The sequence below is a fragment of the Streptomyces spinoverrucosus genome, from assembly GCF_006539505.1.
In the GTDB taxonomy this organism is placed as follows: Bacteria; Actinomycetota; Actinomycetes; order Streptomycetales; family Streptomycetaceae; genus Streptomyces; species Streptomyces spinoverrucosus.
Genome location: NZ_BJND01000063.1, coordinates 1 through 22,806 on the forward strand (window position 1 = coordinate 1; position 22,806 = coordinate 22,806).

Below are 22,806 nucleotides of genomic sequence, written 5' to 3' on the forward strand. Positions count from 1 at the left end.
ACTGGGCCGCGTGGGCTGTTCTGGCTCGGTGGACGGTTGACGCTGCTGTCACCTGATGCCTGACATCACGTGTCTCGGCTTGGCTGCATGTGTGCCCGGCGTAGATCCCTTGGCCTACGCTTCGGTTCATGGGGGCGATGATCTGGAGCGGTGTCCGAGAGCGAGTGGAGGCTCTGGCCCGTGCTGACAAGGCCCGGGAGGTCTTCGGAGCGTGGGACAAGCATGGGGGGACGGGGCACCATTTCCGGCTTGCTGATCCGCTGTCAGAGGCGGGTGTTGCCGCGGCAGAGGCTCAATGGGGCGTCTCGCTGCCTGCGGACTACCGAGCCTTTCTCCTCGAAGTCGGCGCCGGCGGTGCCGGACCCTTCTATGGACTCACGACCCTGTCCCGCACAGATGCCGGGTGGCTGTGGAGTGACCCCGGCGGCGGTACCGTCCACGAGCGACTGCGCTTCCCTTGCCCGGATGTTGAAGAGCGCGTGCTTGCGCAGGCCGAGCACGAGCGCAAGGAGCCCCTCGAGTCCGACTTCGAGGGCGAGGCAGCCTTCGACGCGGCGTACCGCGCCTGGCTGGAGGAGGACGAAAAGCTGTCCGACTGGCTCTTGTCCGGCGCTGTGTGCCTCAGCCGCGAAGGGTGCGGCTACTTCGACTGGCTGGTCGTGTCTGGCCCACAGCGCGGGCAAGTGTGGCTCGACGAGCGTGCAGGGGACGGACGGTTCAGTCCCTTCGGACAGGTCGGATTCGCTGACTGGTACCTCGACTGGGTCGAGAAGACTGAGGCTCTCGTGCGGCGTGGCCGCTAGGACGGGTGTTCAAGTGCTCCAGGCTTAAAGGAGTACGCGCAGGCTGGGAGTTCGACACCCTGGCGGTGGGCCAGCAATGCGAAGAGCACGGGGCGGATCGTCCATGTCACGCGGATGCGGTCCTGGGTGGTCTTCGGGGCCATGCCTGTGCCTCGCACGGGACTTCGGAGGGTTGCCTGATGCCTAACAAGAAGGGGAGACGCCGCCGGTTCGGTGCCGTGCGGCAGTACCGGTCCGGCCGTTGGACGGCGGCGTACCTCGGACCTGACGGTGAGCGCATCCGCGCGGAGGAGACGTTCGAGACCAAGAAGGACGCGGAAGTCTGGTTGTCCCAGGTAGAGGCATACCTGACCCGGGGGGACTGGCGTGCTCCCGACGCAGTGGCGGTCAACTTCCGTGTCTCCGCCGAGAAGTGGGTCGAGGAACGGGAGCTGGCCGTTCGTACGGACGACTTGTACAAGCACCTCCTCCGGCTGCACATCCTCCCGACGTTCGGCGCGCTCGATCTGGACGAGATCACGGCTCCGCGAGTGCGCGAGTGGAGGGCTGAACGCCTCTGCACCACCAAAGCGAAGACGACCGTTGCCCAGGCGTACCGCCTCCTCAAGGGCATCATGGAGACTGCGGTCGACGACGACCTGATCAGCCGCAACCCGCCGCGCCGAGAACGGTCAGAGCACCTGGCGCTGTACGGCTGGCACCACCGTCATGGTGGTCGCCTGTGCGGTGGGGAGTGCGTACCGGTACGGCGACGGTGACCACTTCACACGGCGCGGCTGGATCGGCGCATTCCTGCTCGCCGTACTCACCTTCGGCGCCGGACTGACGTCGCGTCGCCGGCGCCTACCGCGGGTGCTGACTGGACTGGGAACGATCAGCTACTCGGTCTATATGGTGCATCCAGTGCTGCTGGCAGTGATCGACAGCACGATCGGCCGACAGCGGCAGGACAATCTCGCGCTCGAAGTGGCGTTCTTCACCGTGCTGCTACCTCTGTGCGTGCTGACCTACCGTTACATCGAAGCGCCGAGCCAGACCTGGGGCCGCAGATTGGCACACCGCGTACAGCCACCGTGACGAGCGCCGTTGAGGGCCCGCACCGGGGTGAGGCACCCCCGGTAGTTGATGCGGGGTTCCTGGGGGTGATCCGCCGGCCGGTCGGGGGCGCGGACTGTCCTGTTGGCGGAGCGGAGCCGCTACTTCCACGCGTCGGCGGCCTCCGTCGGCAGGTGGATGGTCAGCAGCAATGCAGCCGTGGGCGCGGCTTCAGAGAAGGACGGTCAGAGTGCGCGCGCGAACGGGCTCTGCGCTTGGCTCGGCTGGTTGGCAGTCGACGCGGGGCCCGGATCACTTCCCGGCTTCTGGTCCGTACCACTGGAGTGCCTGGCCGGTGACGGCGGCGATGCACTCGAAGTCCCGGTCGCGGTGCAGGAGGGTCAGTCCCTGCAACTCGGCCGTGGCGGCCACCACGAGGTCGACGGCCGCGGCGCTGCGGTGCTGGCCGCGCTGGGTGAGGACCTCCTGGACCCGCCAGGCGCGGTCGTAGGCGCGGTCGTCGACGGGCACCCAGCCGAAGAGCAGGCGCATGTCTTCGATGCCTTGTGTGCGGTCGGCGGCGGAGCGCGCGCTGTAGAAGAACTCCAGCTCGGTGATGGGGCAGGTGGCGACGAGCCCGGCGGCTGCCGCCTGGTCCCAGCCGTACTGCTCGGCGTCGCCGCGCAGCATACGGGCGAGCGCACTGGTGTCGATCAGGAATTGCGCGGCCTTCACCGGCGGTAGTTCCCCTTGTCCTCGAAGAGGTCGAGGTCGAAGGCGCCCTCTTCCGCCGACGCCCGCAGGCGGGTGAGCGCCAGGGCCCGCCGCCGGTTCTCCAGCACCTCGCGCAGCGCGGTGTTCACCGTCTCCTTTTTGGTGCTGGTCCCGAGAGCCTTGGCGACGTCTGCGACGAGCTGATCGTCGAGGTCGATCACGGTTCGACTCATGAGTACACCCCCATGGATATCATTGACGCCATCGATTATATCTCGATGGGGCGCAAGGGGCGGGTAGGGGGAATCGTGGAGGGTGCACGCCTCAGTGAACTGGCCGCCTGCCTGCGGGAGTTCGGCGACGGCGGAGAGCCGCAGCGCCTGCTCGAAGACGATGCCTTGGCTCTCGCGGCGGATCTCTTCGCCCAGGTCGACGGGCGGCCGGCCCCGATGTCTTTCACACCGTTGCGGCGTTGGTGAACCTTGGGCGGATGACCCCGCTGGCCTGCATACAGAAATGTGTGCGGCGGGACCGTGGCTACTCCCTCAACGCGCTCATCGCCCGGTCGAGCAGCACGGCCAGCGGGACAGTACCCTCACAGGCCACCCACCCCGTGGCAGCCACGTCCAGGCAGGCGAGCGCGGCGGCGGCCAGCGCACTCGGCCTGGTGTCCTCGGGCCGGTCAGGGCTGATCCCCAGCCGTCGGGCGACCTCCGGCACCAGCAACTCCTGCCAGCTCAGTTGCTTCTCGTAGTGCCGGGCGCGCAGCGACGGGGTCTCCTGGAGCATGCGCAGATACCTGAGTGCCTGCTCGGGCGCTGCCTCGTTCATCCGCGTCAGGACGTCGAACGCCCGGCGCAGTGCCTCCCACGGCTGTTCGTCGTCGGGGCGGGCGGCGAGCGCCTCCGCGATCTGGCGGCCGGATTCCTCAAGGCGTCCCAGGACGATGTCTTCCTTGGTGCCGAAGTACCGGAAGAGACTGGCGCGTGACAGGCCCACCTCGGCGGCGATCTGGTCGACCGTCGTCCGGTCGAAACCCTGCTCGGTGAAGAGCCGGTGCGCCACCTCGACCACTTCCGCCCGAACCGTCGCACGCATGCGTTCACGCAAGCCGGGCGGCTTGCGGGGGGGCTTATCGGCGGTACGGGCGGTTTCAGACATACGAGAAGGGTACAGCAAGGACTCAATTTGATACCGAGTATCAGACTGTAGAGCGGTATCCCAGCCGCCGCGGCCCGGACACCGCGGTCGGCGAGCGCGCGGTCGCCCGCTGGGAACTGTCGCGCGCCCGCCGGCCCTGATCCGGCCCTGCCGGCGTGCGGTTACGCGGCGTCGCCCTGGGCCTGCGTGGCGACGTCGGCCCACTCCTCCCAGGTCTTCAGCCGCTCGGCGTAGACGTGCGGGACGAGGTGGAGCGGGGAGGTGCCGAAGAAGACCCGCAGGGGCGGGTTGTCGGCGTCCACGATCTTCAGCAGGGCCGCACCGGTGGCGGCGGGATCACCGCGCTCGATGGTGCGCCAGTTGGCGGCGGCGGCCGCGCGCAGGTCGTCGTAGGCGGGCAGTTGCTCGGCGAAGGTGGCGGAGGAGCCGGCCCAGTCGGTGGCGAAGCCGCCGGGCTCGACGAGGGTGACCTTGATGCCGAATCCGGCGACCTCCTGGGCGAGAGCTTCACTGAAGGCCTCCAGGGCCCACTTGGAGGCGTTGTAAATACCGAGGTTGGGGAAAGCGGTGACACCGCCGACGCTGGAGATCTGTACGAGGTGGCCACCGCCCTGGGCGCGCAGGAGAGGCAGGGCGGCCTGGGTGACCCACAGGGCGCCGTAGAAGTTGGTCTCCATCTGGTCGCGGACCTGCTGCTCCGTCAGCTCCTCGACCGCGCCGAACAGGCCGTAGCCGGCGTTGTTGACGACGACGTCCAGGCGGCCGAAGTGGTCGTGCGCCAGCTTGACGGCTTCGGTGGCGGCGGCCTTGTCGGTGACGTCCAGGGGCAGGGGAAGGATCGCCTTGCCGTGGGCGGCCACCAGGTCCGCGAGGGAGTCGGTGTTGCGGGCGGTGGCCGCGACCTTGTCGCCGCGCTCAAGGGCCGCCTGGGCGAACTGGCGGCCGAAGCCGCGGGATGAGCCGGTGATGAACCAGATCTTGCTCACGAGAACGCTCCTGACGAAGTGAAGTCTTATAAAGAGACACTACATCGAGCTGATACTCAGTATCAAGATGAGTTGCGGAGTCGATGCTGTACGCTGCCCCGCATTAGCGAGGCACGTTCGACAACTGGAGGACAGAGATGTCTTCACATGTGGCGGCCGGTGACCAAGTGACGTCAGGACTCGACCGGCGTAGCGAGCTGAGAGAGTTCCTGCGTTCTCGCAGGGCCCGGCTCAGGCCCGAGGACGTGGGCATGCTCTCGCACGGGCGACGGCGGGTTCCCGGGTTGCGGCGCGAGGAACTGGCGCAGTTGGCGGGGGTGTCGTACGCCTACTACGCACGCCTGGAGCAGGGATACGGCGAAACCATGTCGGCCGAGGTGCTGCACGCCGTCGCCCGCGTCCTGCGCCTGAACGAGGAGGAGCGTGACCATCTGGTCCGGCTGGCCCAGCCCGAGCGGCAGAGCACGACGCAGGCCGCGCCCCCGCCGCAGCGGCTGCGGCCCACCGTCCAGCACCTCCTCGACACGATCGGCGTGCCCGCCTACGTCGTCAGCCGGCGCCTGGACATCCTGGGGTGGAACCGGCTCGCCGCCGCCGTCTTCGGGGACTGGGCCCTGCTGCCGCCCGAGGAGCGCAACGTGGCCCGGCTGTTCTTCCTCTCGCCCGAGATGCGCGACCGGTTCGCCGACCCGGGCCGCACGGCGCTGAGAATCGCCGGCGTTGTGCGCATGAACGCCGGCAAAAGCCCCGGGGATTCCTACTTCTCCTCCCTGATCGAGGAGTTGTCGCAGAAGAGCGAGGAGTTCCGGCAATTGTGGGCACGGCACGAGGTGAGCTGCGGGACCGTCGGCGAGACCGTGCGGATGCGGCACCCGCTGGTGGGAGAGTTCGACCTCGTCCACGAACCCATGGCACTGCCCGGTGGCGCCCCGATGCGGCTGATGACCTACCACGCCGAGCCGGGCTCCCGCTCGGAGGATGCTCTGCGGATGCTGGCCAGTTGGGAGATGGAGCGGCTGCGCTGAGACGTGGAGCCGATGACGGAGCTGCGCGCCGAACAGCGGCCACGACCGCCGCATCTCGGCCTCGGCCGTCGGGTGGCACGAATACCCCAGTCCGTCCACGTCCGCGCCTCAGTCATGATTCCGCACCGTGCCGACGAACAGTCCGGGTGCGCCTGCTCACCGGGGTACTCGTGGGCTGCCACCGGGTCAGCCCCCGATGGCCGACATCGGCCTCTCCGGCCGTACGAACGAGGGATCGTCCAGGCCCGAACCGGCCTTCTTGCCCCACATCGCAGCACGCCAGATCCGGGCGATCTCCTCGTCGGGAGCGCCCGAGCGGAGCGCGGCACGCAGGTCGGTCTCCTCGCGGGCGAACAGGCAGGTGCGTACCTGGCCGTCGGCCGTGAGGCGGGTGCGGTCGCAGGCCGCGCAGAAGGGGCGGGTGACCGAGGCGATCACGCCGACGCGGTGCGGGCCGCCGTTCACGAGCCAGCGCTCGGCCGGGGCGGAGCCGCGCTTCTCCTCGCCCTCGGGGGTCAGCTCGAAGCGGGTGCGGAGGGAGGTCAGGATGTCGCCGGCGGTGATCATGCCGTCGCGCTTCCAGCCGTGCTGGGCGTCCAAGGGCATTTGCTCGATGAAGCGGAGTTCATAGCCGTGCTCGACCGCCCAGGCGAGGAGGTCCGGGGCCTCGTCGTCGTTGAGGCCCGGCATCAGGACCGAGTTGACCTTCACCGGGGTCAGGCCCGTGTCGCGGGCGGCGTGCAGGCCCTCGATGACGTCCTTGTGGCGATCGCGGCGGGTGAGGGTCTTGAAGACGTCCGGGCGGAGGGTGTCCAGGGAGACGTTGATCCGGTCCAGGCCCGCTGCTTTCAGGGCCGTCGCGGTGCGCCCCAGGCCGATGCCGTTGGTGGTCAGGGACATCTGGGGGCGGGGGTCGAGGGCGGCGATTCGCTCGACCATGCCGACCAGGCCGGGGCGGAGCAGCGGCTCGCCGCCAGTGAAACGGACCTCTGTGACGCCGAGGACGCGGACCGCGATGCCGACGAGGCGGACGATCTCGTCATCGGTGAGCAGGTCGGGCTTGGCCAGCCACTGCAGGCCCTCCTCGGGCATGCAGTACGCGCAGCGCAGATTGCAGCGGTCGGTCAGTGAGACCCTCAGGTCGGTGGCCACCCGGCCGTGGGTGTCGATGAGCACGGGGCCTCTCCTCCATGCCTTTCGCGCCGTCATGCGGCCAGGACCGAGGCCGGTGACATGGGGGCCACCGGGACGGAACCGTGGATGGGACCGGGGACGCGGGACAAGGGCAGGCCGGTGCCGTTGTTGATGTGGGCGATGATCTCGGCGGTGATGGAGATCGCCGTCTCCTCGGGAGTGTGCGCGCCGAGGTCCAGTCCGATCGGCGAGTGCATGAGCGCGAGGTGCTCTTCGGGAACGCCGGTCTCACGCAGACGTTCCAGGCGGTGTTCGTGGGTGCGCCGGGAGCCCATCGCGCCGATGTAGCCGACCGGGAGGCCGAGGGCCAGGCGCAGCAGGGGGATGTCGAACTTGGCGTCGTGGGTGAGGACGCAGATCGCGGTACGGGCGTCGACTTCCGTGGCCTCCAGGTAGCGGTGGGGCCAGTCGACGACGACCTCGTCGGCGTGCGGGAAGCGGGCGGGGGTGGCGAACACAGGGCGGGCGTCGCAGACGGTGACGTGGTAGCCGAGGAACCGTCCGGCCTGGCTGAGGGCGGCGGCGAAGTCGACGGCACCGAAGATCAGCATGCGGGGTGGTGCTGCGTGGGTGTGGACCAGGAGCGTCAGCTTCTCCGGGCAGGTGTCGGCATTCCCGCCGACCTCGACGCGTGCGGTCCGGCCTGCCCGCAGGAGCGCGCGGACCTGGGTGGCCACCGCCCGGTCCTCCTGTCGGCTACCCAGCGTCCCGTCGTACGCGCTGCCGCCCCCGAGGACGGACAGGGTGCGGCCGAGAAGGCGCTGCGGCCCGTCGATCACCTGTGCCACGGCGACGGGCACACCGGCCGACACCTGTTCCAGGGCGGTGGTGAGGTGGGGCTGGTCGGCGGGGTCGACCCGCTGCACCAGGACCTCCAACTCCCCGCCGCAGGTCAGGCCCACGGCGAAGGCGTCGTCGTCGGAGTAGCCGAACGAGGCCCGTACCGGGGGTTCGCCGGTCTCCAGGACCTGTTGGCACAGCTCGTAGACCGCGCCTTCCAGGCACCCTCCGGAGATGCTGCCGACCGCCTCGCCGTCCGTGCCCACGGCCAGTGCGGTGCCGGGTGGCAGGGGTGCGCTGCCGCTGACCCGGGTCACGGTGGCGAGGGCGAAGGGGCGGTCCTCGCGGCACCAGCGGTACAGCGTGTCCGCGATGTTCAGCATGAGAGGTGTCCTTCGGTGGGTGGTTGGGAAGCCCGCCGCCGCGCCGGCTTGGGGGATCGGAGGGACGGCGGCGGGCCGATCAGTGGGACGTCTCTCGGGGCCCCGCCCGGGTGGCGGGAGGGCCCGTGCCGCCCGGGGTTCAGAGCAGTGCTTCGGCGGTGATGGGCAGGTCGCGGATGCGGCGGCCGGTGGCGTTGAAGACCGCGTTCGCGATGGCCGGCGCGACCCCGACCTTCACGATCTCGCCGAGGCCCTTGACGCCGATGGGGTCGGCGTGGAGGTCCTCCCCGTCCAGATAGATCGCCTTGAGATCGGGGATGTCGGCGTTGACGGGCACGAGATAGTCGGCGAGGTTGGCGTTGACGATCCGGCCGTCGCGGTGGTCGGTGACCGTGTGCTCCAGCAGGGCCTGCCCGACGCCGCCCACCATGGCGCCGAGGGCCTGGCTGTCGGCGAGCTTGGGGCTGATGATCCGCCCGACGTCGTAGACGCCCAGCATGCGCCGCATCCGCACCAGACCCAGCCGCCGGTCGACGGCCACCTCGGCGAACACCGCACTGTAGGCGTTCATGGAGTACCGGTCGTCGCCGCTCGGGGTGAAGATCCCGCGCGTCTCCAGGTGCGTACGGCTGTTACGGGCCAGCAGTTGCCGGTAGGTCTCCCCGCGCGCGGGGGTGCCCTTGACGTGCAGCCGGCCGCCGCGGACCACGATGTCGTCGGCGGCGACCCCGTGCAGCGGTGACCGCTCGTCCTCGACGGCGAGCTTGATCGCCTCCTGTCGCAGCTTGTCGCAGCCGTCCTGGACGGCGGAGCCGACGCCGGCCATGGTCTGCGATCCGCCGTGCGGCGGGGCCGCCGGGAAAGTGGAGTCGCCGAGTTCGAAGCGGACCGTGCGCATGGTCAGGCCGAGGGCGTCGGCGGCGAGCTGCGTCATGGAGGTGTAGGTGCCGGGGCCCATGTCGCTGGTCGACGCCTGGACCAGGGCCGTGCCGTCGGCGTCCAGCCTGACCCGTGCCTCGGACCGCATGCGCAGGGTGTCGTAGATACCGCTGGCCATGCCCATGCCGATCAGCCAGTCGCCGTCCCGCCGGGAGCGGGGCTGGGGGTTGCGCCGGTGCCAGCCGAACTCGCGGGCTCCGGTCCGCAGGCACTCGCTCAGGCGCCGGGTGGACCAGGGCAGCCCGTTGGCAGGGTCCTCCCGCGGTTCGTTGCGCAGCCGCAGCTCGACCGGGTCGATGCCGGTCTCGTGGGCGAGTTCGTCCATGGCCGACTCGATGGCGAAGGCGGCGCTGGACCAGCCGGGGCCCCGCATGAACGTCGGTGTGTTCACGTCCAGCGGCACGGTCCGGTACGCCTGGCGGACGTGGGGCGTGGCATAGAGCATCTGCCCCGGGTTCATCACGCCCTCGACGTAGTGCTCGTACGAGGACGTCTCGGCCCGTATCCGGTGGACCGCCGCGGTCAGGCGTCCGCCTCGGGTGCTGCCCAGACGCAGCCCGTACTCGTAGGCGGGCCGGTAGCCCACCCCGTAGTACAGCTGCTCGCGGGTCAGGACCAGTTTGACCGGGCGGCGGATCTGGCGGGCGGCGAGGGCCGCGATGGTGGTGTGCGGCCAGGTACGCAGCCCGTTGCCGAACGCGCCGCCGACGAACGGCGAGATGACGCGCACGTTCTCCGCCGACATGCCGAACACGGCGGCGAGTTCGTCCCGCGCGCCCACCGTCCACTGGGTCTTGTCCCACACGGTGAGCTTCTCGCCGTCCCAGCGGGCGATGGTGGCGTGCGGCTCCAGCGCGTTGTGGTGGTTACGGGTGAGCCGGTAGGTGCCCTCCAGTTTGACCTCCGCCGACGCCAGTGCGTCTTCGGGGTTGCCGCGCACGTAGTTCTGCGGCGGCAGGGGGTCGTTCTCCCGGACTCCGGGTGCCGTCATGTCGGTCGACGGCTTCTCGGCGTCGTAGGAGACCTTCACCAGGTCCGCGGCGTGCTGGGCGGCCTCCAGTGTGCGGGCGACGACCACGGCGACGGGCTGCCCCAAGAAGCGGACCTTGTCGTCCTGGAAGACGTGCAGCCGTTCGCCGACGAAGGGGTCCAGCCAGGCGCCCGGGTTGTCGCGGTAGGCCAGCGCGGGTTTGTCGAGGTGGCTGATGACGCCCAGGACGCCGGGCTGGGCGTCGGCGGCGCGGGTGTCGATGCCGGTGATCCGTCCGCGCGCGACCGTGCTGTCGACGATGACGGCGTGCACGACGCCGTCGATGATGGGGGTCCCCCCGCGCGAGGTTGTTCGAGCGTGGGGGAGGTCGGCTGTGTACTTGGCCTGGCCGGTCACCTTCAGCCGGCCGTCCACCCGGGACAGCGGCGCTCCGACGGCTGCCTGCGGCTGCGGGCTCACTTGCCACCTCCTACGACGCGCAGTTGGCGCTCGACGGTCCGTTTGAGCAACTCGACCTTGAAACGGTTGTGTTGGAGCGGCCGGGCCCCATCGGCGGCGTGTTCGGCGGCAGTGGTCCACAGGGCGTCGGACGGCCGCCGCCCGATGAGCTGCCGCTCGACGGCGGTGAGCTTCCAGGGCACGGTGCCCACGCCTCCGGCAGCCACCTTCGCCTCGCGGATCACCCCGTGCCGGATGTGCAGGGCTACGGCCGCCGAGGTGAGCGCGAACTCGTAGGACTGCCGGTCGCGCACCTTCAGATAGCCCGACCTCAGCGGACGCGGAAGGGCCGGAAGCTCCACAGCCGTGATCAACTCGCCCTTGTGCAGGGCCTGTTCGCGGTTCGGTGTGCTGCCCGGCTTGAGGAGGAAGTCGGCGAAGGGCACGGTGCGCTCGCCGTCCGTCCCCAGCAGGTGCACGGTCGCTTCCAGGGCGGCGAAGGCCACGGCCACGTCGGAGGGATGCGTGGCCACGCAGTCGTCGGAGGTGCCGAGGATCGCGTGGGTGCGGTTGACGCCGTGCAGGGCCGCGCAACCGGAGCCCGGCTCACGCTTGTTGCAGGCGGCCGTGACATCGCGGAAGTACGTGCAGCGGGTGCGCTGCATGATGTTGCCGCCGATGGTCGCCATGTTCCGCAGCTGCGCCGACGCGCTCAGCTCCAGCGCCTGCGAGATCACCGGGTACAGGGCGCGTACGCCCCGGTGGGCGGCGGCCTCGGACATCCGGACCAGCGCGCCGATGCGCAGGCCCCCGCGCCGGGTGACCGTGATCTCGCGCAGCGGCAGGGCGCTGATGTCGACCAGCGTGCGGGGACGTTCGACGGTCTCGCGCATCAGGTCGACCAGCGTGGTGCCGCCGGCGATGTAACGGCCGCCGTCGCTGCCTGCCTTGAGGGCCTGCCGGGTGTCGGAGGCCCTGGTGTAGGAGAAGGGATGCATGGGGGCCGGACCTCATTTCCCGCGGGCGGCGGTCTGCTCGACCGCCCGCACGATCTTCACGTAGCAGCCGCAGCGGCAGATGTTGCCGCTCATGAACTCCCGGATCTCCTCCGGTGAGCCGGTGTGACCCTCGTCGATGCAGCCGACGCCGGACATGATCTGGCCGGAGGTGCAGAAGCCGCACTGGAAGGCGTCCTGGTCGATGAACGCCTGCTGCAGCGGGTGCAGCCGCTCCCCCTTGGCCAGGCCCTCGATGGTGGTGACCTCGGCGCCGTCCAGCCGGACGGCCAGCGTCAGGCAGGAGTTGACCCGGTGGCCGTCGACCAGGACGGTGCAGGCGCCGCAGGCACCGGCGTTGCAGCCCTTCTTCGATCCGGTCAGCCCGAGGTGCTCGCGCAGCAGGTCCAGCAGCGAGGTCCGGTTGTCGACCGTGACGGTGCGGCGCTCGCCGTTGACGGTCACGGAGACGAGGCTGCTGGGCGGCGCCTGGGCGGCGGCGTCCACCGGCTCGGCGCCGAGCACGGACGGCCCGCCTATCAGGCCACCCGCCACGACGGCACCGCCGACGGCCGTGGTCGCGATGAACGTGCGCCGGGACGGGGCGGACGCGGATCCCTCGGGAGATCCCTCGGGAAACCCCGCGGAGGGGGAAACAGTTGACTCGGGGGGTTCGATGGACATGCCCACTCTCTTGGTCGACGGAAGACGGATGGCGGTACCGACCACCGTCATGTGCACGAATCAGCGTGAGTGCGGGAGACGGTTCACGCCGCGGTGGACGAGCCCGGCCCTCGGCCCGCGAGGATGGCGGCGACCGGGGTCGAACACGGTCGGCAGCCGCCTCATCAGGCCTTCGGTGCGGCATGGCACCCACTGTGCTGCATGCGGCGCGATACAACGAGCAAACAGTTTTGGGACGACTCCGGTAGCTACGACTGCCGTTGGTACGTCTGGCAGTAGCAGGCAGAGCGGTCCGACCGTCCGCGGTGCCGCCCAGGGCCACCCGATGTTCGGCCGGGGTGACGGTGGCCGGCTGGTCGGGACGGGAGTCCGGGCCGATCAGCCAGGTGTGGAGGATGTACGTCCGGCTGGTGGCGCCCTCGGGCAGGGCGAACTGGTTCACGTACACCTCGTACGTGACCGGCTCGGTGAGGTCGAGGTACTCGTCCCTGCTGCCGGTGGGGGAGGAGAGCCGCCGTTGAGGGGCGTGGTGACGTTGCCGTCCCAGCCCGGGAGCCGGCGGGCAGGGTGAGGAAGGCCGGGACCGATCCGGCCGATCCGCAGATCACAGACGAAAGACCACTGCCTGACTGCCTGTTCCAGCCCGGAGCTCAAAGAACAAGGTGCGCGGCATGAACGGCGCACGCGACGGCGTCCGCCCCGGCCATGCCCGCCTCTTCCCCCACCCCCCGAGCCCGCATCACGTCAATCAGGCCGCTGACACGTCACGCCCTGGCTGACGAGTCCGTCGGCAGCACCGCCGTGACCTCCCAGCCCTGGCCGGTGGGACGGGGGCCGGTGCGCAGTTCGCCGCCGAGTGCGGTGACGCGTTCGGTGAGGCCGACGAGACCGAAGCCGCCGCCCCGCGCGGCCTGCGGGATCCGGGTGCCGCCGCGGCCGTCGTCGCGCACGGTCACCGTCAGCGCGCGGCCGTCGTGGACCAGGTCCACGGTGACTTCGCCGGCGTCGGCGGCGTGGCGGCGGACGTTGGTCAGGGCCTCCTGGACGACGCGGTACGCGGCCGTCTGTACCTCGGCCGGGAGGTCGTCGGGTACGGCGGGGTCGCGGTGCAGGACGACCTTCGGGCCGACGGGACCGCCGCCGAAGCCCTCGACCAGGCTCGGGAGCGCTGCCAGATCGCCGAGCGGACGGCTCTTGCCGCCAGCTGCGGCGGTGTAGTCCGGGGCCTCGCGCAGCAGGCCGACGGTGCGCCGCATGGAGGCCAGGGCCTCGGTGGCGGAGGTTTCGATGTTCCGCAGCACGGGGCGCAGTTGGTCCGGGTCGGTGGCCATCATCTGGGCCATCTGCGCCTGCACCAGGATCCCCGTGACGTGATGGGCGACGAAGTCGTGCAGGTCGGCTGCCATCGCGAGGCGTTCGCTCCGGCGGGTCCTGTCGACCATCGCGCGGCGGCGGTGATCGAGGAAGCGCAGGTAGCCACCCAGTCCGGCGGCCACCATCACCGGAAACAGGAGCGCCAGCCCGACTCCTCCGGCAGGCCCCTGGGGAAGCCTGGCGGGCAGGATGACGACGGCCATGCCGCACAGCCCCACGAACGCCGTCGCCCACCACCCGGGGCAGGAACGGACGGCAACCAGCAACAGGTACAGCAGGGACGCCGCTTCCGCCAGGCCGAACGCCATCGGCCAGTCGGTCAGGACAGCGACCACCGTCAACGCCACCGAGGCCCCGGCGGGTACGGCGATGCGCAGGGCGGGGCTGACCCACGCAGGCCGCCTGGCCGTGGGCCAGAGCACCGCGGCCAGGCACAGCGGCAGCACGGTGGCGGGCTGCAGCCACGGCGTCACGCTGTACCCGTCCTGCGGTCCCAGCGCCGCCAACAGGCCCGCTTCCAGCAGGTCCGTGCCTGGCCGCCAGGATCATCAGGGCCGCGCCGACCGCGCGCAGCCCTCTGCGCCGACGGCCGCCTGGCACGGCCGGTCCGTCGATCGCGGGCAAAAGGTTCACGGCGCCAGAGTAAGTATTCTGCGGCCCGGCGAGATCGGCCGAACGGCCATCGCCGCCCGAGCGGGGCCGCCTCAACAGTGGCCGAATGACCGAGGCGCGCGCGGGATCCCGCGAGGAAGGTGGGCGATGTCCGCCTCAGGTGCGGTCCTCCGCGCGCTGGTACTGCTCGCCGTCCGGCAGGGCGCAGCCACCGTACCGACCGCACCGCCTGTCGCACCCGGCTCCCGACCGGCACAGCACCGCCATCCAGTGCCGGCCCCCGACGTACGCGGGCGGAACGCCGGTCACCGCGGTCGCCCGGCCACCGGGTTCCGCCCTGGCGCATGCGCTGTCGGCGCACCACCCGCAGCGGAAACCGCCACGTGCCGGTGATGTCAGTCGACGGCGTCGCGCAGCGCCTCGTTGATATCGCTCAGCGCGCCGGTCAGCCGGGTGTAGTCGTCACGGGCCACGGGCGTGACGAAGTACCGCTCGACGACATGAGAGTGAACCGTCGCGGCCTGAAGGAACACGGTACGGCCGTGATCGGTCGGTTCCACCAGGACGCTTCTGCGGTCCTCCGGTGACGGGACGCGGCAGACCAGGCCGGCTTCTTCCATGCGGTCGATCAACCGGGTGGTGCCACTGCTGGTGAGGGTGAGGTCGTCGGCGAGCCGGCGCTGGGAGACCTCCTCGCCCGGCTTGCGGCACAGCCTGATGAGGACCTCCAGCATCGTGTGACTGATCCCGCACTCCCGTCGCAGGGCGGTGTCGATCCGCTGCTCCAGGCGGGTCGCGGCTTTGATCAGCAGCCCGAAGTCGCGAACGAGCTCGCTGTTGGCGGCACGGGCGGCCTGGTCGCCCCGCCGGGTCGCGGCATTCACCTGCCCAGGTCCTCCCATCCTGACGGTCCTGACCTTGAGTTTACTGCCACATCACCTACTGATGTCTCAATTGCTGAGCAATCAATTGCTGACTGCTCAACGAAATCCTATGGTGGACGCCAATCCCGCAGGCGGGCATCGGAGAGAGGGACATCCATGGACCTGCAGCACTGGCTCGGCCGAGCCACCAACGCGATACAGGACTGGGCCGACACCTTCGGCCCCTACCAGCCGCACCCGTCACTCCAGGTCGACGACGACCGCTTCGCCACAGCCTTCGAGGAGTTCACGGGGAGATTGCGGGAGAACTACCCGTTCTTCCACCCGCACTACGCGGGGCAGATGCTCAAACCCCCGCACCCCGCCGCGATGGTCGGCTACCTCACCGCCATGCTGATCAACCCCAACAACCACGCCCTGGACGGCGGCCCCGCCACGGCCCGGATGGAACGCGAGGCCGTCGCTCAGCTGGCCGCCATGTTCGGCTACGACGCACACCTCGGCCACCTCACCACCAGCGGCACGATCGCCAACCTCGAGGCCCTCTTCGTCGCCCGCGAACTCCACCCCGGGCGAGGTGTCGCGTACAGTGCGGACGCCCACTACACCCACGGCCGCATGTGCCGTGTGCTGGGGATGGAGGGACACGCGGTCCCCACGGACGACCGGGGACGTATGGATCTCGACGCGCTGGAGGACCTGTTGCGCGGCGGCCGGGTGGGCACGGTCGTACTGACCGCCGGAACCACCGGGCTGGGCGCCGTCGACCCGATCCACGAAGCCCTGCTCCTCAAAGAGCGTTACGGCGTCCGCCTCCACGTCGACGCCGCCTACGGCGGCTTCTTCACCCTGCTGGCCGGTGTCGACGGGCCCGAGGGACTCGCGCCCGAGCCCTGGCAGGCGATCGCCCGGTGCGACTCGGTCGTCGTCGACCCGCACAAACACGGGCTCCAGCCCTACGGCTGCGGAGCCGTGCTCTTCCGCGACCCCGAGGTGGGGCGCTTCTACCTCCACGACTCGCCCTACACCTACTTCACCTCCAGCGAGCTCCACCTCGGCGAGATCAGCCTGGAATGCTCACGCGCCGGCGCCTCGGCCGCCGCCCTGTGGCTCACCTTCCAGCTCCTCCCGCCCACCGCCGACGGCCTGGGCCGGGTGCTGGCGGCGGGCCGCCGGGCCGCTTTGAAGTGGGCACAGCTGATCACCACCTCCGACCGCCTGGAGCTCTACCAACAGCCGGAACTGGACATCGTCAGCTACTTCCCCGTTGTCGACCCCGCCACCCTGAGCGGCATCGACACGGCCTCCGCCCGCATCCTGGCGGACGGCATGACGAGCCCCGACCCGGTGTTCCTGAGCACCCTGAGAGCCGACCGCGAGGCGTTCACCGCGCGCCACCCCAAAATCACCGCGGACGCCGACAGCGGGCGCATCCTCCGCAGCGTGTTGATGAAACCGGAATCCGAGCACCACGTGGAGCACATCCACCACCAAGTGGAACGGCTCACCCGATCCTGAGGGCGATGACCGCCCGCGTATCAGTCGCCGTTGAAGTTGCAGAGCGGGTGACGAGGATCGAACTCGCGCTCTCAGCCACGACGGCTCCGACCCGGCCGCCCCGCTGTGGCGACGTACGGCCTCGGGCCAGGACCGGGTCGACACCCCGGACCTCCCCGCGATCCACAAGGCCGAATCGCTCGCCCAGCGCGAGGTGCTGCGCCTGCTGCGCGCCGAGGTGGGCGACGACCCGGACCGGACGTATGTCTGTGCCGAGGTGAGGCAAACAAGGCCGATGTGTAGCGCCCGCTGCTCTCGCCGCTGCCTGCTGTTCTCCTCGCCTCGCCCAAGGCCGCACGAGGCATGATCAGTGGATGCATGGTGTGGAAGACCAGTCGGGCGGTGGGAACGTGGAAGAGCCGACGGAGATCTCGTCGCCGAAGGATGCCGCGGACAATGCGCTGGTGCTGGCGTTCGGGCGGTTGCAGGGGGCGGCGAACCGGCTGGAGTACATCCTCGGGCGGTCGCTGGAGCTGGAGTGCGGCATCAGTCATCTGATGTTCGAGGTGCTGCTCATCCTCGGGCGAGCGGGCGATCCCGGGCTGTCGATGCGGGCCATCGCCCAGGAGCAGGTGCTGACCACAGGCGGGGCGACGCGCCTGGTGGACCGTATGGAGGCGGCCGGGCTGGTGGAGCGCGCCGAGGATCCTGGTGACAGGCGCGGGCGGCTGGTACGGCTGACCCGGCTGGGGGAAGAGACCACCGTGCGGGCGTCCCGGGTGCACGTGGAGAACATCCGGCGTTACTTCCTGGCGCCGCTGCCTCCCGAGGACCGGGAGCGGTTCGCCGAGGACCTGAGGATCCTGAGCCACTCCGCCCGGGACGAGCTGCCCCGCCTGCCCTGAACAGCCCCTCCGGGCTGCGGCCGTGCGGCTTCACCGATGCACTGACATGACGCTTTCCGGTGTGGCTGACGTCACACCGACGGGGAAATATCTGACGCGTCAGTTACTGTTTTCTCAGACGAACCGCTCGCGTTCGGCGGGCGCCACACCTTTGCTGGGACCTTCGATGAAGCTCGTCTACGTCTTCGACGCCTACTGCGGCTGGTCGCACGGGTTCTCCGGAACTCTGCGCGAGACCGTCTCCCGTCATCCCGAACTGCCGGTCGAGGTGGTCTCCGGCGGGCTGTTCACCGGGCCACGCCGGGTGCCGATCCGCGAGTTCGGCTACGTCCAGGGCGCCAACGCTCAGATCGCCGAGCTGACCGGCGCCGAGTTCGGCGAGGGCTACGAGCGGCTGATCACCGACGGATCGTTCGTGATGGACTCCGAGGCCGCCGCGCGCGGCGTCGTCGCCCTGCGCCGGGTGGCCCCCGACCGCGCGGCGGAACTGGCCGGCGCCCTCCAGCGGGCCTTCTACGTCGACGGCCTCAGCCTCTCCGACCCCGCGACCTACCGGAAGGTCGCCGAGGAGGCCGGTCTGGACGCCGACGCCGTCGTCGCCGCCTTCGACACGCCCGAGGCGCACAACGCGGCGGCGGACGACTTCCACCGCTCTGCCGAGCTGGGCGTCACCGGCTTCCCCACCCTGCTCGCCGTCGACGGCAACCGAGTCGCTGCCCTGGCCCAGGGCCACGCCACCGCCGACGAGATCGACCGGCGACTGGCCGCCCTGACCACCGCGCCCTGACCACCGCCTCACCCACTGAATTCCCATCCTCTCCAGGAGGCCCCGCATGAGTTCCCTCTCCTTCAAGGTCCTCGACCTCGACTTCCCGGCCGGCAGCAAGAACAAGACCGCCACGCTCGTCACCGGTGAGCAGGAGGCTCTGCTGGTCGACGCCGGCTTCACCCGCGCCGACGGCCACCGCCTCGCCGCCGAGCTCCTCGACTCGGGCAAGAAGCTGACCACCGTCTTCGTCAGCCACGGCGACCCCGACTTCTACTTCGGCGCCGAGGTCCTCGCCGACGCCTTCCCCGACGCCACCTTCGTCGCCACCCCGATCGTCATCGAGCACATCCAGCACTCCTACGAGGGCAAGCTCAAGGCATGGGCGGCCCTCGGCCCGAACCTGCCCACCCGCCTGGTCGACCTCACCCCGCTGACCGGCGACCTCACCCTCGAAGGCCACCGCTTCGAGCTCAAGGGCGGCCCGGCCGGCCTGCCCGACCGCCACTACCTGTGGCAGGCCGAGCACCGCGCCCTCCTCGGAGGCGTCCTGCTCTTCCAGCAGGAGCACGTCTGGGTCGCCGACACCCCCACCCCTGAGCACCGCTCCGCCTGGATCGACCTCCTGGACGAGATGGCCGCCCTCGACCCGCAGCTGGTCGTCCCTGGCCACCGCCTGCCCGGCACGGCGGCCGACGCCTCAGCCATCACCGCCACCCGCGACTACCTCGTCGCCTTCGAGGAGGAGCTCGGCAAGGCGGCCGACGGCGCCGCGCTGACCGAGGCGCTCGTCAAGCGTTACCCCGACAACGGCATGCTGATCGCCGCCCAGATCGGGGCGAAGGTCGCCAAGGGCGAGATGAAGTGGGGCTGAGTGGCATGACGTACGAGTACACCGACTTCGCGAACTCCACGGCCCCGGCCGACGTGGTCCGCCGCCAGTACCTGGCCTCCGCGGCCGGCGACCTGGAGGCCCTGCGCGCCACCCTCGCCCCGGACGTGGAGTGGAAGGAGATGGCAGGCTTCCCTCTCGCCGGCACCTACCGCACCCCCGACGGGGTCACCTCCCACGTCATGGAGCAGCTGGGCAAGGAGTGGGACGGCTGGACCGCGCACGACGACACCTATGTCGCCGAGGGGGAGAACGTCGTCGTCCTCGCCCGCTACACCGCGACCAACAAGGCCACCGGCAAGCCGATCGACGTGCGCGTCGCCCACCACTTCGTGGTCCGCGGCGGCCTGATCGTCCGCTTCGAGCAGTTCGTCGACACGGCCAAGGTTCGCGACGCCATGACGTAGTCGGGGCAGCACCTCACAGGCGAACTCACACAAGCCGGGAAGACGGTGAGGTCCACCGTCGGCAACGGCACCGTCTTCCTCAACACATCCGCCACCGATGTCAGCGTCCCGCGCGACGAGACCGTCGCCGGGACGGCGACCTGCACGGCGGAGGCCCGCTCGGTCCACGAGCGCAGGCCATGCGGTTGCCTGCCGCAGGGTGGCAGGGCTGGCAGCGTTGATCGTTCCTCCACTACATGGGCAGGGGTGGTGCGCGTCGGAGGGAGGGCTGGGTCACCAGCCTGCGATCCGCTGCCAGACGTCGGTGATGCGGGGGGCGGTGCCGGTGGTGGGTGGTTCGGCGCTGTCGATGACCTGGTAGCCGTGGTGCTGGGCGGCGGTGGCGCACGCGTGGTTGGGCAGGATCCGCAGGCGGGTGCCGACGGGCAGATCGGGCAGCGGGTGACCGTCGCGAGCGGTGAGGATTCCGTGTTCCTGGCTCGCCCCGGTCATGACCAGGCCCCGGATCAGGGTGCCGGTGAGATCGGTGACCAGGCCATACCCATGGTCGACGGCCTGGTTGGCGGTGCCGCGGTCGCGGGACATCGCCATCCAGCCGCCGTCGGTGAGGATCCATCCGTGTTCGGGCCGGTGCCCGATCACGGTGACGGCCACGGACAGTGCGAGATCGTCGATGCCGCATACGCCCAGGCCGGCCATCACCAGGTCGAAGAAGACGTAGTTGCCGGCGCGGACCTCGGTCACTCCTGTGAGGTCGGTGGCGGCGTGCGCGGTCGGGGTGGAGCCGACGCTGACGGTTGCGACCTCCATCCCCTTCTCACGCAGCCGTTGGGCGGCCGCGACGGCGATGTCGCGCTCGTGGGCAGCCGCTTCGCGTTGCCCTGCCGCGGTCGGGGCGAAGTAGGACTCGCCGGCGTGCACGAGGATCCCCTCGAGACAGTCGGCCTCGTGGAGTTCATGTCCGATGGTGAGTAGCGCGTCGTCGTCGACCAGGACACCGCCCCGGTGGCCGTCGCAGTCGACCTCGATCAGCGCCGGGATTCTCACCCCGGCCTCCCCGGCTGCGGCGGTCACGGCGCGCGCCTGCTCAGGGCTGTCGAGGAGAACCTGCAGCGTGATCCCGCGCCGCAACAGCGCCACGACACGAGGCAGCTTGTGCGGAGCGATCCCGACCGCGTAGGTGATGTCGGTGTAGCCGCCGTCGGCGAACGCCTCGGCTTCGGCCAGGGTCGAGACCGTGATCGGTCCCGGCCGGCCGTCGTGCATGAGCGCGGCGACTTGCAGGCTCTTCGCCGTCTTCACATGCGGCCGCAGAGCCACCCCCAGTTCGTGCAGGCGGCCGGCGAGGCGTTGAGCGTTGCGCTGCGAGCGGGATACGTCGAGTACGGCGAACGGCGTGTCCGGGTCGGCCAGCGTGGTGAGAGGCGCGGAAGCGGTCACAGTGCAACTCCCATGCGTTCCAGCAGGGCGAGACCCAGGTGGAGGTCCTGAAGGCCGATGCCGGAGCTGTCGAAGACGGTGATGTCGTGAGGGCTGGTCCGGCCTGGTGCGTGGCCGGTCAGCACGTCGCCGAGCGCGGTCACCGGTGCGTCGGCGGGGGCGTGCTGCAACTCGCCCAGCCGGCGGGCCTGCTGAGGAAGGTCGCAGAACAACGCGGCCCGCGCCAGCAGCGGCGGGGGCAGTTCCCGCTTGCCGGGGGCGTCGGCGCCCATGCAGGAGACGTGGGTGCCCGGGCGGATCCATTCGGTTTCGAAGAGCGGTGTGTCGTCAACGGTGGCGGTGGTCGCGGTGACCACGACATCGGCGGCCGCGCAGGCATCGCAGGCCTCAGCCGGTGCTGCGTCGAGGCCCATTCCGCGCAGGGTGCCGGCCAAGGCCGCGGCACGCTGTTCACTGCGCCCCACCACCAGCACCTGGCGGATCGGGCGAACACGGCTGACCGCGCGGGCTTCGTGGAGTGCCTGGTGCCCTGTTCCGAAGACGGCGAGGACCTGCGAATCGGCGCGGGCCAGGGTCTGGACGGCAAGGGCGTCGGCAGCAGCAGTGCGGTAGGCGTTGGCAGCTCCGACCTCAAGCACCGCAGCGATCCGGCCGATCCGCTGGTCGAGCAGCAGCAGTGTCGAGTGGTGCCGCGGGAGCCCGTACTGGTCATTGCCCGGCCAGTAGGTTCCGATCTTGACTCCGGCATGGGTCGTGGACGCGGCCGGCTTGACCGTGTAGCGGTTGCGGGGGTCGGAACCATGAGTGACCAGGCTGTCCGGTGCGGCGCCGGTGACCGAGTCGAGGAAGGCGGCCCGGGCCGCTTCCAGGGCGAGATCGTCGTCGATGGCTGCGGCGGTCTGTTCCTCGCGCACGTGGAGCAGGCTCCGTCCGGCGATCTCCGTGGCGGCAGTGTGTTCAGTCGACGGCGGCAATGGCGTGCACCTCCACGGCAGATGCGGTTTGCCTGGTGAGCCCTGCACCGGCTCCGGCGGCAGCGCGCCGGTGGCGGGCGTGCTGGTCACGGTTCCTCACTTCGCGTAGTTGTAGACGGTGGCGCGGGAGATGCCGAGCAGGTCTGCGATCACCTGCGCGGCGTCGCGGGACTCGAAGAAGCCGTCCTCGCGCAGCCGGCGGACGAGTTCCCGCTTGGCCTCCCGGGGGAGCGCGCGAGGGCTGACCGCCCGCTCGGCCGCGTGGCTTTCCACGACCTGGCGCAGCTCCCGGTAGTTGCGGTTGCGCAGAGTCTCCAGCGGCTCCCCGCGGTGCTCGGTCTCGGTCGCGACCAGGTTGGCCAGGGTCAGGGTCAGCGGTGAGAGCACGGATACGTCGAGGTTGAGGCACAGGGCGGCGATGTAGTCGCCGGAAGCGTTCTTGATGCCGATCGAGGTGCTCTTGGCCGGTCGGCCGTCCGGGAAGTGGTTGGCGTAGTTCTGGATGACGCTGGGGTACTCGGGGTCGCTGATCCTTGCCAGGCCCAGCTCGGTGGCCGAGTCGCCCACCTGACGTCCCGACAGGTTGTTCTCGATGACCCGAATGGCGTGGTCCGGATTCCGCAGGTCGTGGAGGACGACCTCGCACAGACCGGGCAGCGTCCTGCCCACGGCCGTTGCGATCTTTTCCGCCTCGCGAATGAGGTGCTCGTCCGCGTCCAATGGGCCCGCGGAAGCGGCAGGCCCCGGATCGGGCTGACGGCTCGGCACGTCGTTCACTGCTTCTCTCTCCCCTTTGATCGGGCCGTTCCGTGCCGCAGAACCAGTAGGAGCGGTCGGCAACGCACGAAAACACGCGTCGGTATGTCCCTGAACACCTGGGGCTGGATACCCCAGCAGCATCAACTTTTAGTCCATCTCTAGACGGAT

General features: G+C 70.1%; 23 protein-coding genes and 2 pseudogenes. 11 read left to right on the forward strand and 14 right to left on the reverse strand.

The genetic code is table 11. The features are described from left to right. Window positions 1-128 precede the first annotated feature (128 nt). The 3 genes and pseudogenes from SSP24_RS33305 to SSP24_RS33315 all read left to right on the forward strand — a co-directional run. The gene (locus SSP24_RS33305; RefSeq protein WP_141313707.1) at window positions 129-803 is read left to right on the forward strand and encodes an SMI1/KNR4 family protein; all 675 of its coding nucleotides are present in this window, start codon (window positions 129-131) and stop codon (window positions 801-803) included. Window positions 804-982: 179 nt separating this feature from the next. After that, window positions 983-1,465: pseudogene (locus tag SSP24_RS33310) on the forward strand (tyrosine-type recombinase/integrase); the annotation flags it as partial. Continuing rightward, window positions 1,452-1,880: pseudogene (locus tag SSP24_RS33315) on the forward strand (acyltransferase family protein); the annotation flags it as partial. The pseudogenes SSP24_RS33310 and SSP24_RS33315, both read left to right, overlap by 14 nt. A 270-nt stretch (window positions 1,881-2,150) precedes the next feature. On the opposite strand, the gene SSP24_RS33320 reads toward SSP24_RS33315, so the two are convergent. Both SSP24_RS33320 and SSP24_RS33325 read right to left on the reverse strand, forming a co-directional pair. Continuing rightward, the gene (locus tag SSP24_RS33320) at window positions 2,151-2,573 is read right to left on the reverse strand and encodes a PIN domain-containing protein (RefSeq protein WP_141313708.1); all 423 of its coding nucleotides are present in this window, start codon (window positions 2,571-2,573) and stop codon (window positions 2,151-2,153) included. After that, on the reverse strand, window positions 2,570-2,785 hold the full coding sequence (locus SSP24_RS33325; RefSeq protein WP_020113663.1) for a type II toxin-antitoxin system VapB family antitoxin: 216 nt from the start codon (window positions 2,783-2,785) through the stop codon (window positions 2,570-2,572). The genes SSP24_RS33320 and SSP24_RS33325 overlap by 4 nt, the downstream gene beginning before the upstream one ends. Before the next feature lie 12 nt (window positions 2,786-2,797). Here SSP24_RS33325 and SSP24_RS33330 point away from each other — a divergent pair, with 12 nt between their 5' ends. Then, window positions 2,798-3,031, forward strand: a complete 234-nt coding sequence (locus tag SSP24_RS33330) for a hypothetical protein (protein ID WP_141313709.1) — start codon at window positions 2,798-2,800, stop codon at window positions 3,029-3,031. Between the two features lie 58 nt (window positions 3,032-3,089). On the opposite strand, the gene SSP24_RS33335 is transcribed toward SSP24_RS33330, so the two are convergent. Together SSP24_RS33335 and SSP24_RS33340 are read right to left on the reverse strand one after the other, a co-directional pair. Beyond that, window positions 3,090-3,650 (reverse strand): TetR family transcriptional regulator, encoded by a 561-nt coding sequence (locus tag SSP24_RS33335; RefSeq protein WP_229866302.1) that lies wholly within the window; start codon window positions 3,648-3,650, stop codon window positions 3,090-3,092. A 224-nt stretch (window positions 3,651-3,874) separates the two neighbouring features. Next, window positions 3,875-4,699 (reverse strand): SDR family oxidoreductase, encoded by an 825-nt coding sequence (locus SSP24_RS33340; protein WP_218037123.1) that lies wholly within the window; start codon window positions 4,697-4,699, stop codon window positions 3,875-3,877. Between the two features lie 137 nt (window positions 4,700-4,836). Between SSP24_RS33340 and SSP24_RS33345 the strand changes: the two genes are divergently transcribed. Beyond that, window positions 4,837-5,724 (forward strand): helix-turn-helix domain-containing protein, encoded by an 888-nt coding sequence (locus SSP24_RS33345; protein ID WP_167529774.1) that lies wholly within the window; start codon window positions 4,837-4,839, stop codon window positions 5,722-5,724. A 186-nt stretch (window positions 5,725-5,910) separates the two neighbouring features. Here SSP24_RS33345 and moaA read toward each other — a convergent pair whose 3' ends face one another. The 5 genes from moaA to SSP24_RS33375 all read right to left on the reverse strand — a co-directional run bounded on the left by moaA (window position 5,911) and on the right by SSP24_RS33375 (window position 12,128). Continuing rightward, window positions 5,911-6,900 carry a GTP 3',8-cyclase MoaA gene (gene moaA / locus SSP24_RS33355; protein ID WP_141313711.1) on the reverse strand — a complete coding sequence of 330 codons (990 nt, stop codon included), beginning with the start codon at window positions 6,898-6,900 and terminating at the stop codon, window positions 5,911-5,913. A 29-nt stretch (window positions 6,901-6,929) separates the two neighbouring features. Then, window positions 6,930-8,081: an XdhC family protein gene (locus SSP24_RS33360; protein WP_141313712.1), complete on the reverse strand. Its 1,152-nt coding sequence runs from the start codon at window positions 8,079-8,081 to the stop codon at window positions 6,930-6,932. Window positions 8,082-8,220: 139 nt separating this feature from the next. Beyond that, window positions 8,221-10,470, reverse strand: coding sequence for a xanthine dehydrogenase family protein molybdopterin-binding subunit (locus tag SSP24_RS33365; RefSeq protein ID WP_141313713.1), 2,250 nt, complete (start codon window positions 10,468-10,470; stop codon window positions 8,221-8,223). Next, window positions 10,467-11,447, reverse strand: coding sequence for an FAD binding domain-containing protein (locus SSP24_RS33370; RefSeq protein ID WP_141313714.1), 981 nt, complete (start codon window positions 11,445-11,447; stop codon window positions 10,467-10,469). Before SSP24_RS33370 ends, SSP24_RS33365 begins: the two co-directional genes overlap by 4 nt. Before the next feature lie 12 nt (window positions 11,448-11,459). Beyond that, window positions 11,460-12,128 (reverse strand): (2Fe-2S)-binding protein, encoded by a 669-nt coding sequence (locus tag SSP24_RS33375; RefSeq protein WP_141313715.1) that lies wholly within the window; start codon window positions 12,126-12,128, stop codon window positions 11,460-11,462. A 338-nt stretch (window positions 12,129-12,466) separates the two neighbouring features. Here SSP24_RS33375 and SSP24_RS43595 point away from each other — a divergent pair, with 338 nt between their 5' ends. Then, a complete protein-coding gene (locus SSP24_RS43595; RefSeq protein WP_218037124.1) occupies window positions 12,467-12,649 on the forward strand; it encodes a hypothetical protein in 183 nt (60 codons plus the stop codon). Window positions 12,650-12,892: 243 nt separating this feature from the next. Here the strand turns inward: SSP24_RS43595 and SSP24_RS33385 are convergent, their stop codons facing one another. Together SSP24_RS33385 and SSP24_RS33390 are read right to left on the reverse strand one after the other, a co-directional pair. Beyond that, the gene (locus SSP24_RS33385) at window positions 12,893-13,975 is read right to left on the reverse strand and encodes a sensor histidine kinase (protein ID WP_229866303.1); all 1,083 of its coding nucleotides are present in this window, start codon (window positions 13,973-13,975) and stop codon (window positions 12,893-12,895) included. A gap of 534 nt (window positions 13,976-14,509) precedes the next feature. Then, complete coding sequence (locus SSP24_RS33390; protein WP_141313716.1) at window positions 14,510-14,998, reverse strand: MarR family winged helix-turn-helix transcriptional regulator; 489 nt, start codon at window positions 14,996-14,998, stop codon at window positions 14,510-14,512. A 156-nt stretch (window positions 14,999-15,154) separates the two neighbouring features. Here SSP24_RS33390 and SSP24_RS33395 point away from each other — a divergent pair, with 156 nt between their 5' ends. The 5 genes from SSP24_RS33395 (at window position 15,155) to SSP24_RS33420 (ending at window position 19,465) form a co-directional block, all read left to right on the forward strand. Then, on the forward strand, window positions 15,155-16,516 hold the full coding sequence (locus tag SSP24_RS33395) for a pyridoxal phosphate-dependent decarboxylase family protein (protein ID WP_141313717.1): 1,362 nt from the start codon (window positions 15,155-15,157) through the stop codon (window positions 16,514-16,516). A gap of 353 nt (window positions 16,517-16,869) precedes the next feature. Then, window positions 16,870-17,400 carry a MarR family winged helix-turn-helix transcriptional regulator gene (locus SSP24_RS33405; protein WP_141313718.1) on the forward strand — a complete coding sequence of 177 codons (531 nt, stop codon included), beginning with the start codon at window positions 16,870-16,872 and terminating at the stop codon, window positions 17,398-17,400. A 166-nt stretch (window positions 17,401-17,566) separates the two neighbouring features. Continuing rightward, window positions 17,567-18,187 (forward strand): DsbA family protein, encoded by a 621-nt coding sequence (locus SSP24_RS33410; RefSeq protein ID WP_141313719.1) that lies wholly within the window; start codon window positions 17,567-17,569, stop codon window positions 18,185-18,187. A 46-nt stretch (window positions 18,188-18,233) separates the two neighbouring features. Next, window positions 18,234-19,040, forward strand: a complete 807-nt coding sequence (locus SSP24_RS33415) for an MBL fold metallo-hydrolase (protein ID WP_141313720.1) — start codon at window positions 18,234-18,236, stop codon at window positions 19,038-19,040. 5 nt (window positions 19,041-19,045) lie between these two features. Next, complete coding sequence (locus SSP24_RS33420) at window positions 19,046-19,465, forward strand: nuclear transport factor 2 family protein (protein WP_141313721.1); 420 nt, start codon at window positions 19,046-19,048, stop codon at window positions 19,463-19,465. Window positions 19,466-19,738: 273 nt separating this feature from the next. On the opposite strand, the gene SSP24_RS33425 is transcribed toward SSP24_RS33420, so the two are convergent. From SSP24_RS33425 to SSP24_RS33435, 3 genes are all read right to left on the reverse strand, one after another. After that, window positions 19,739-20,905, reverse strand: coding sequence for an alanine racemase (locus SSP24_RS33425; protein ID WP_141313722.1), 1,167 nt, complete (start codon window positions 20,903-20,905; stop codon window positions 19,739-19,741). Next, on the reverse strand, window positions 20,902-21,819 hold the full coding sequence (locus tag SSP24_RS33430) for an ornithine cyclodeaminase family protein (protein WP_229866304.1): 918 nt from the start codon (window positions 21,817-21,819) through the stop codon (window positions 20,902-20,904). Before SSP24_RS33430 ends, SSP24_RS33425 begins: the two co-directional genes overlap by 4 nt. A gap of 156 nt (window positions 21,820-21,975) precedes the next feature. Further along, a complete protein-coding gene (locus SSP24_RS33435; RefSeq protein ID WP_141313743.1) occupies window positions 21,976-22,647 on the reverse strand; it encodes a helix-turn-helix transcriptional regulator in 672 nt (223 codons plus the stop codon). Between the last annotated feature and the right edge of the window lie 159 nt (window positions 22,648-22,806).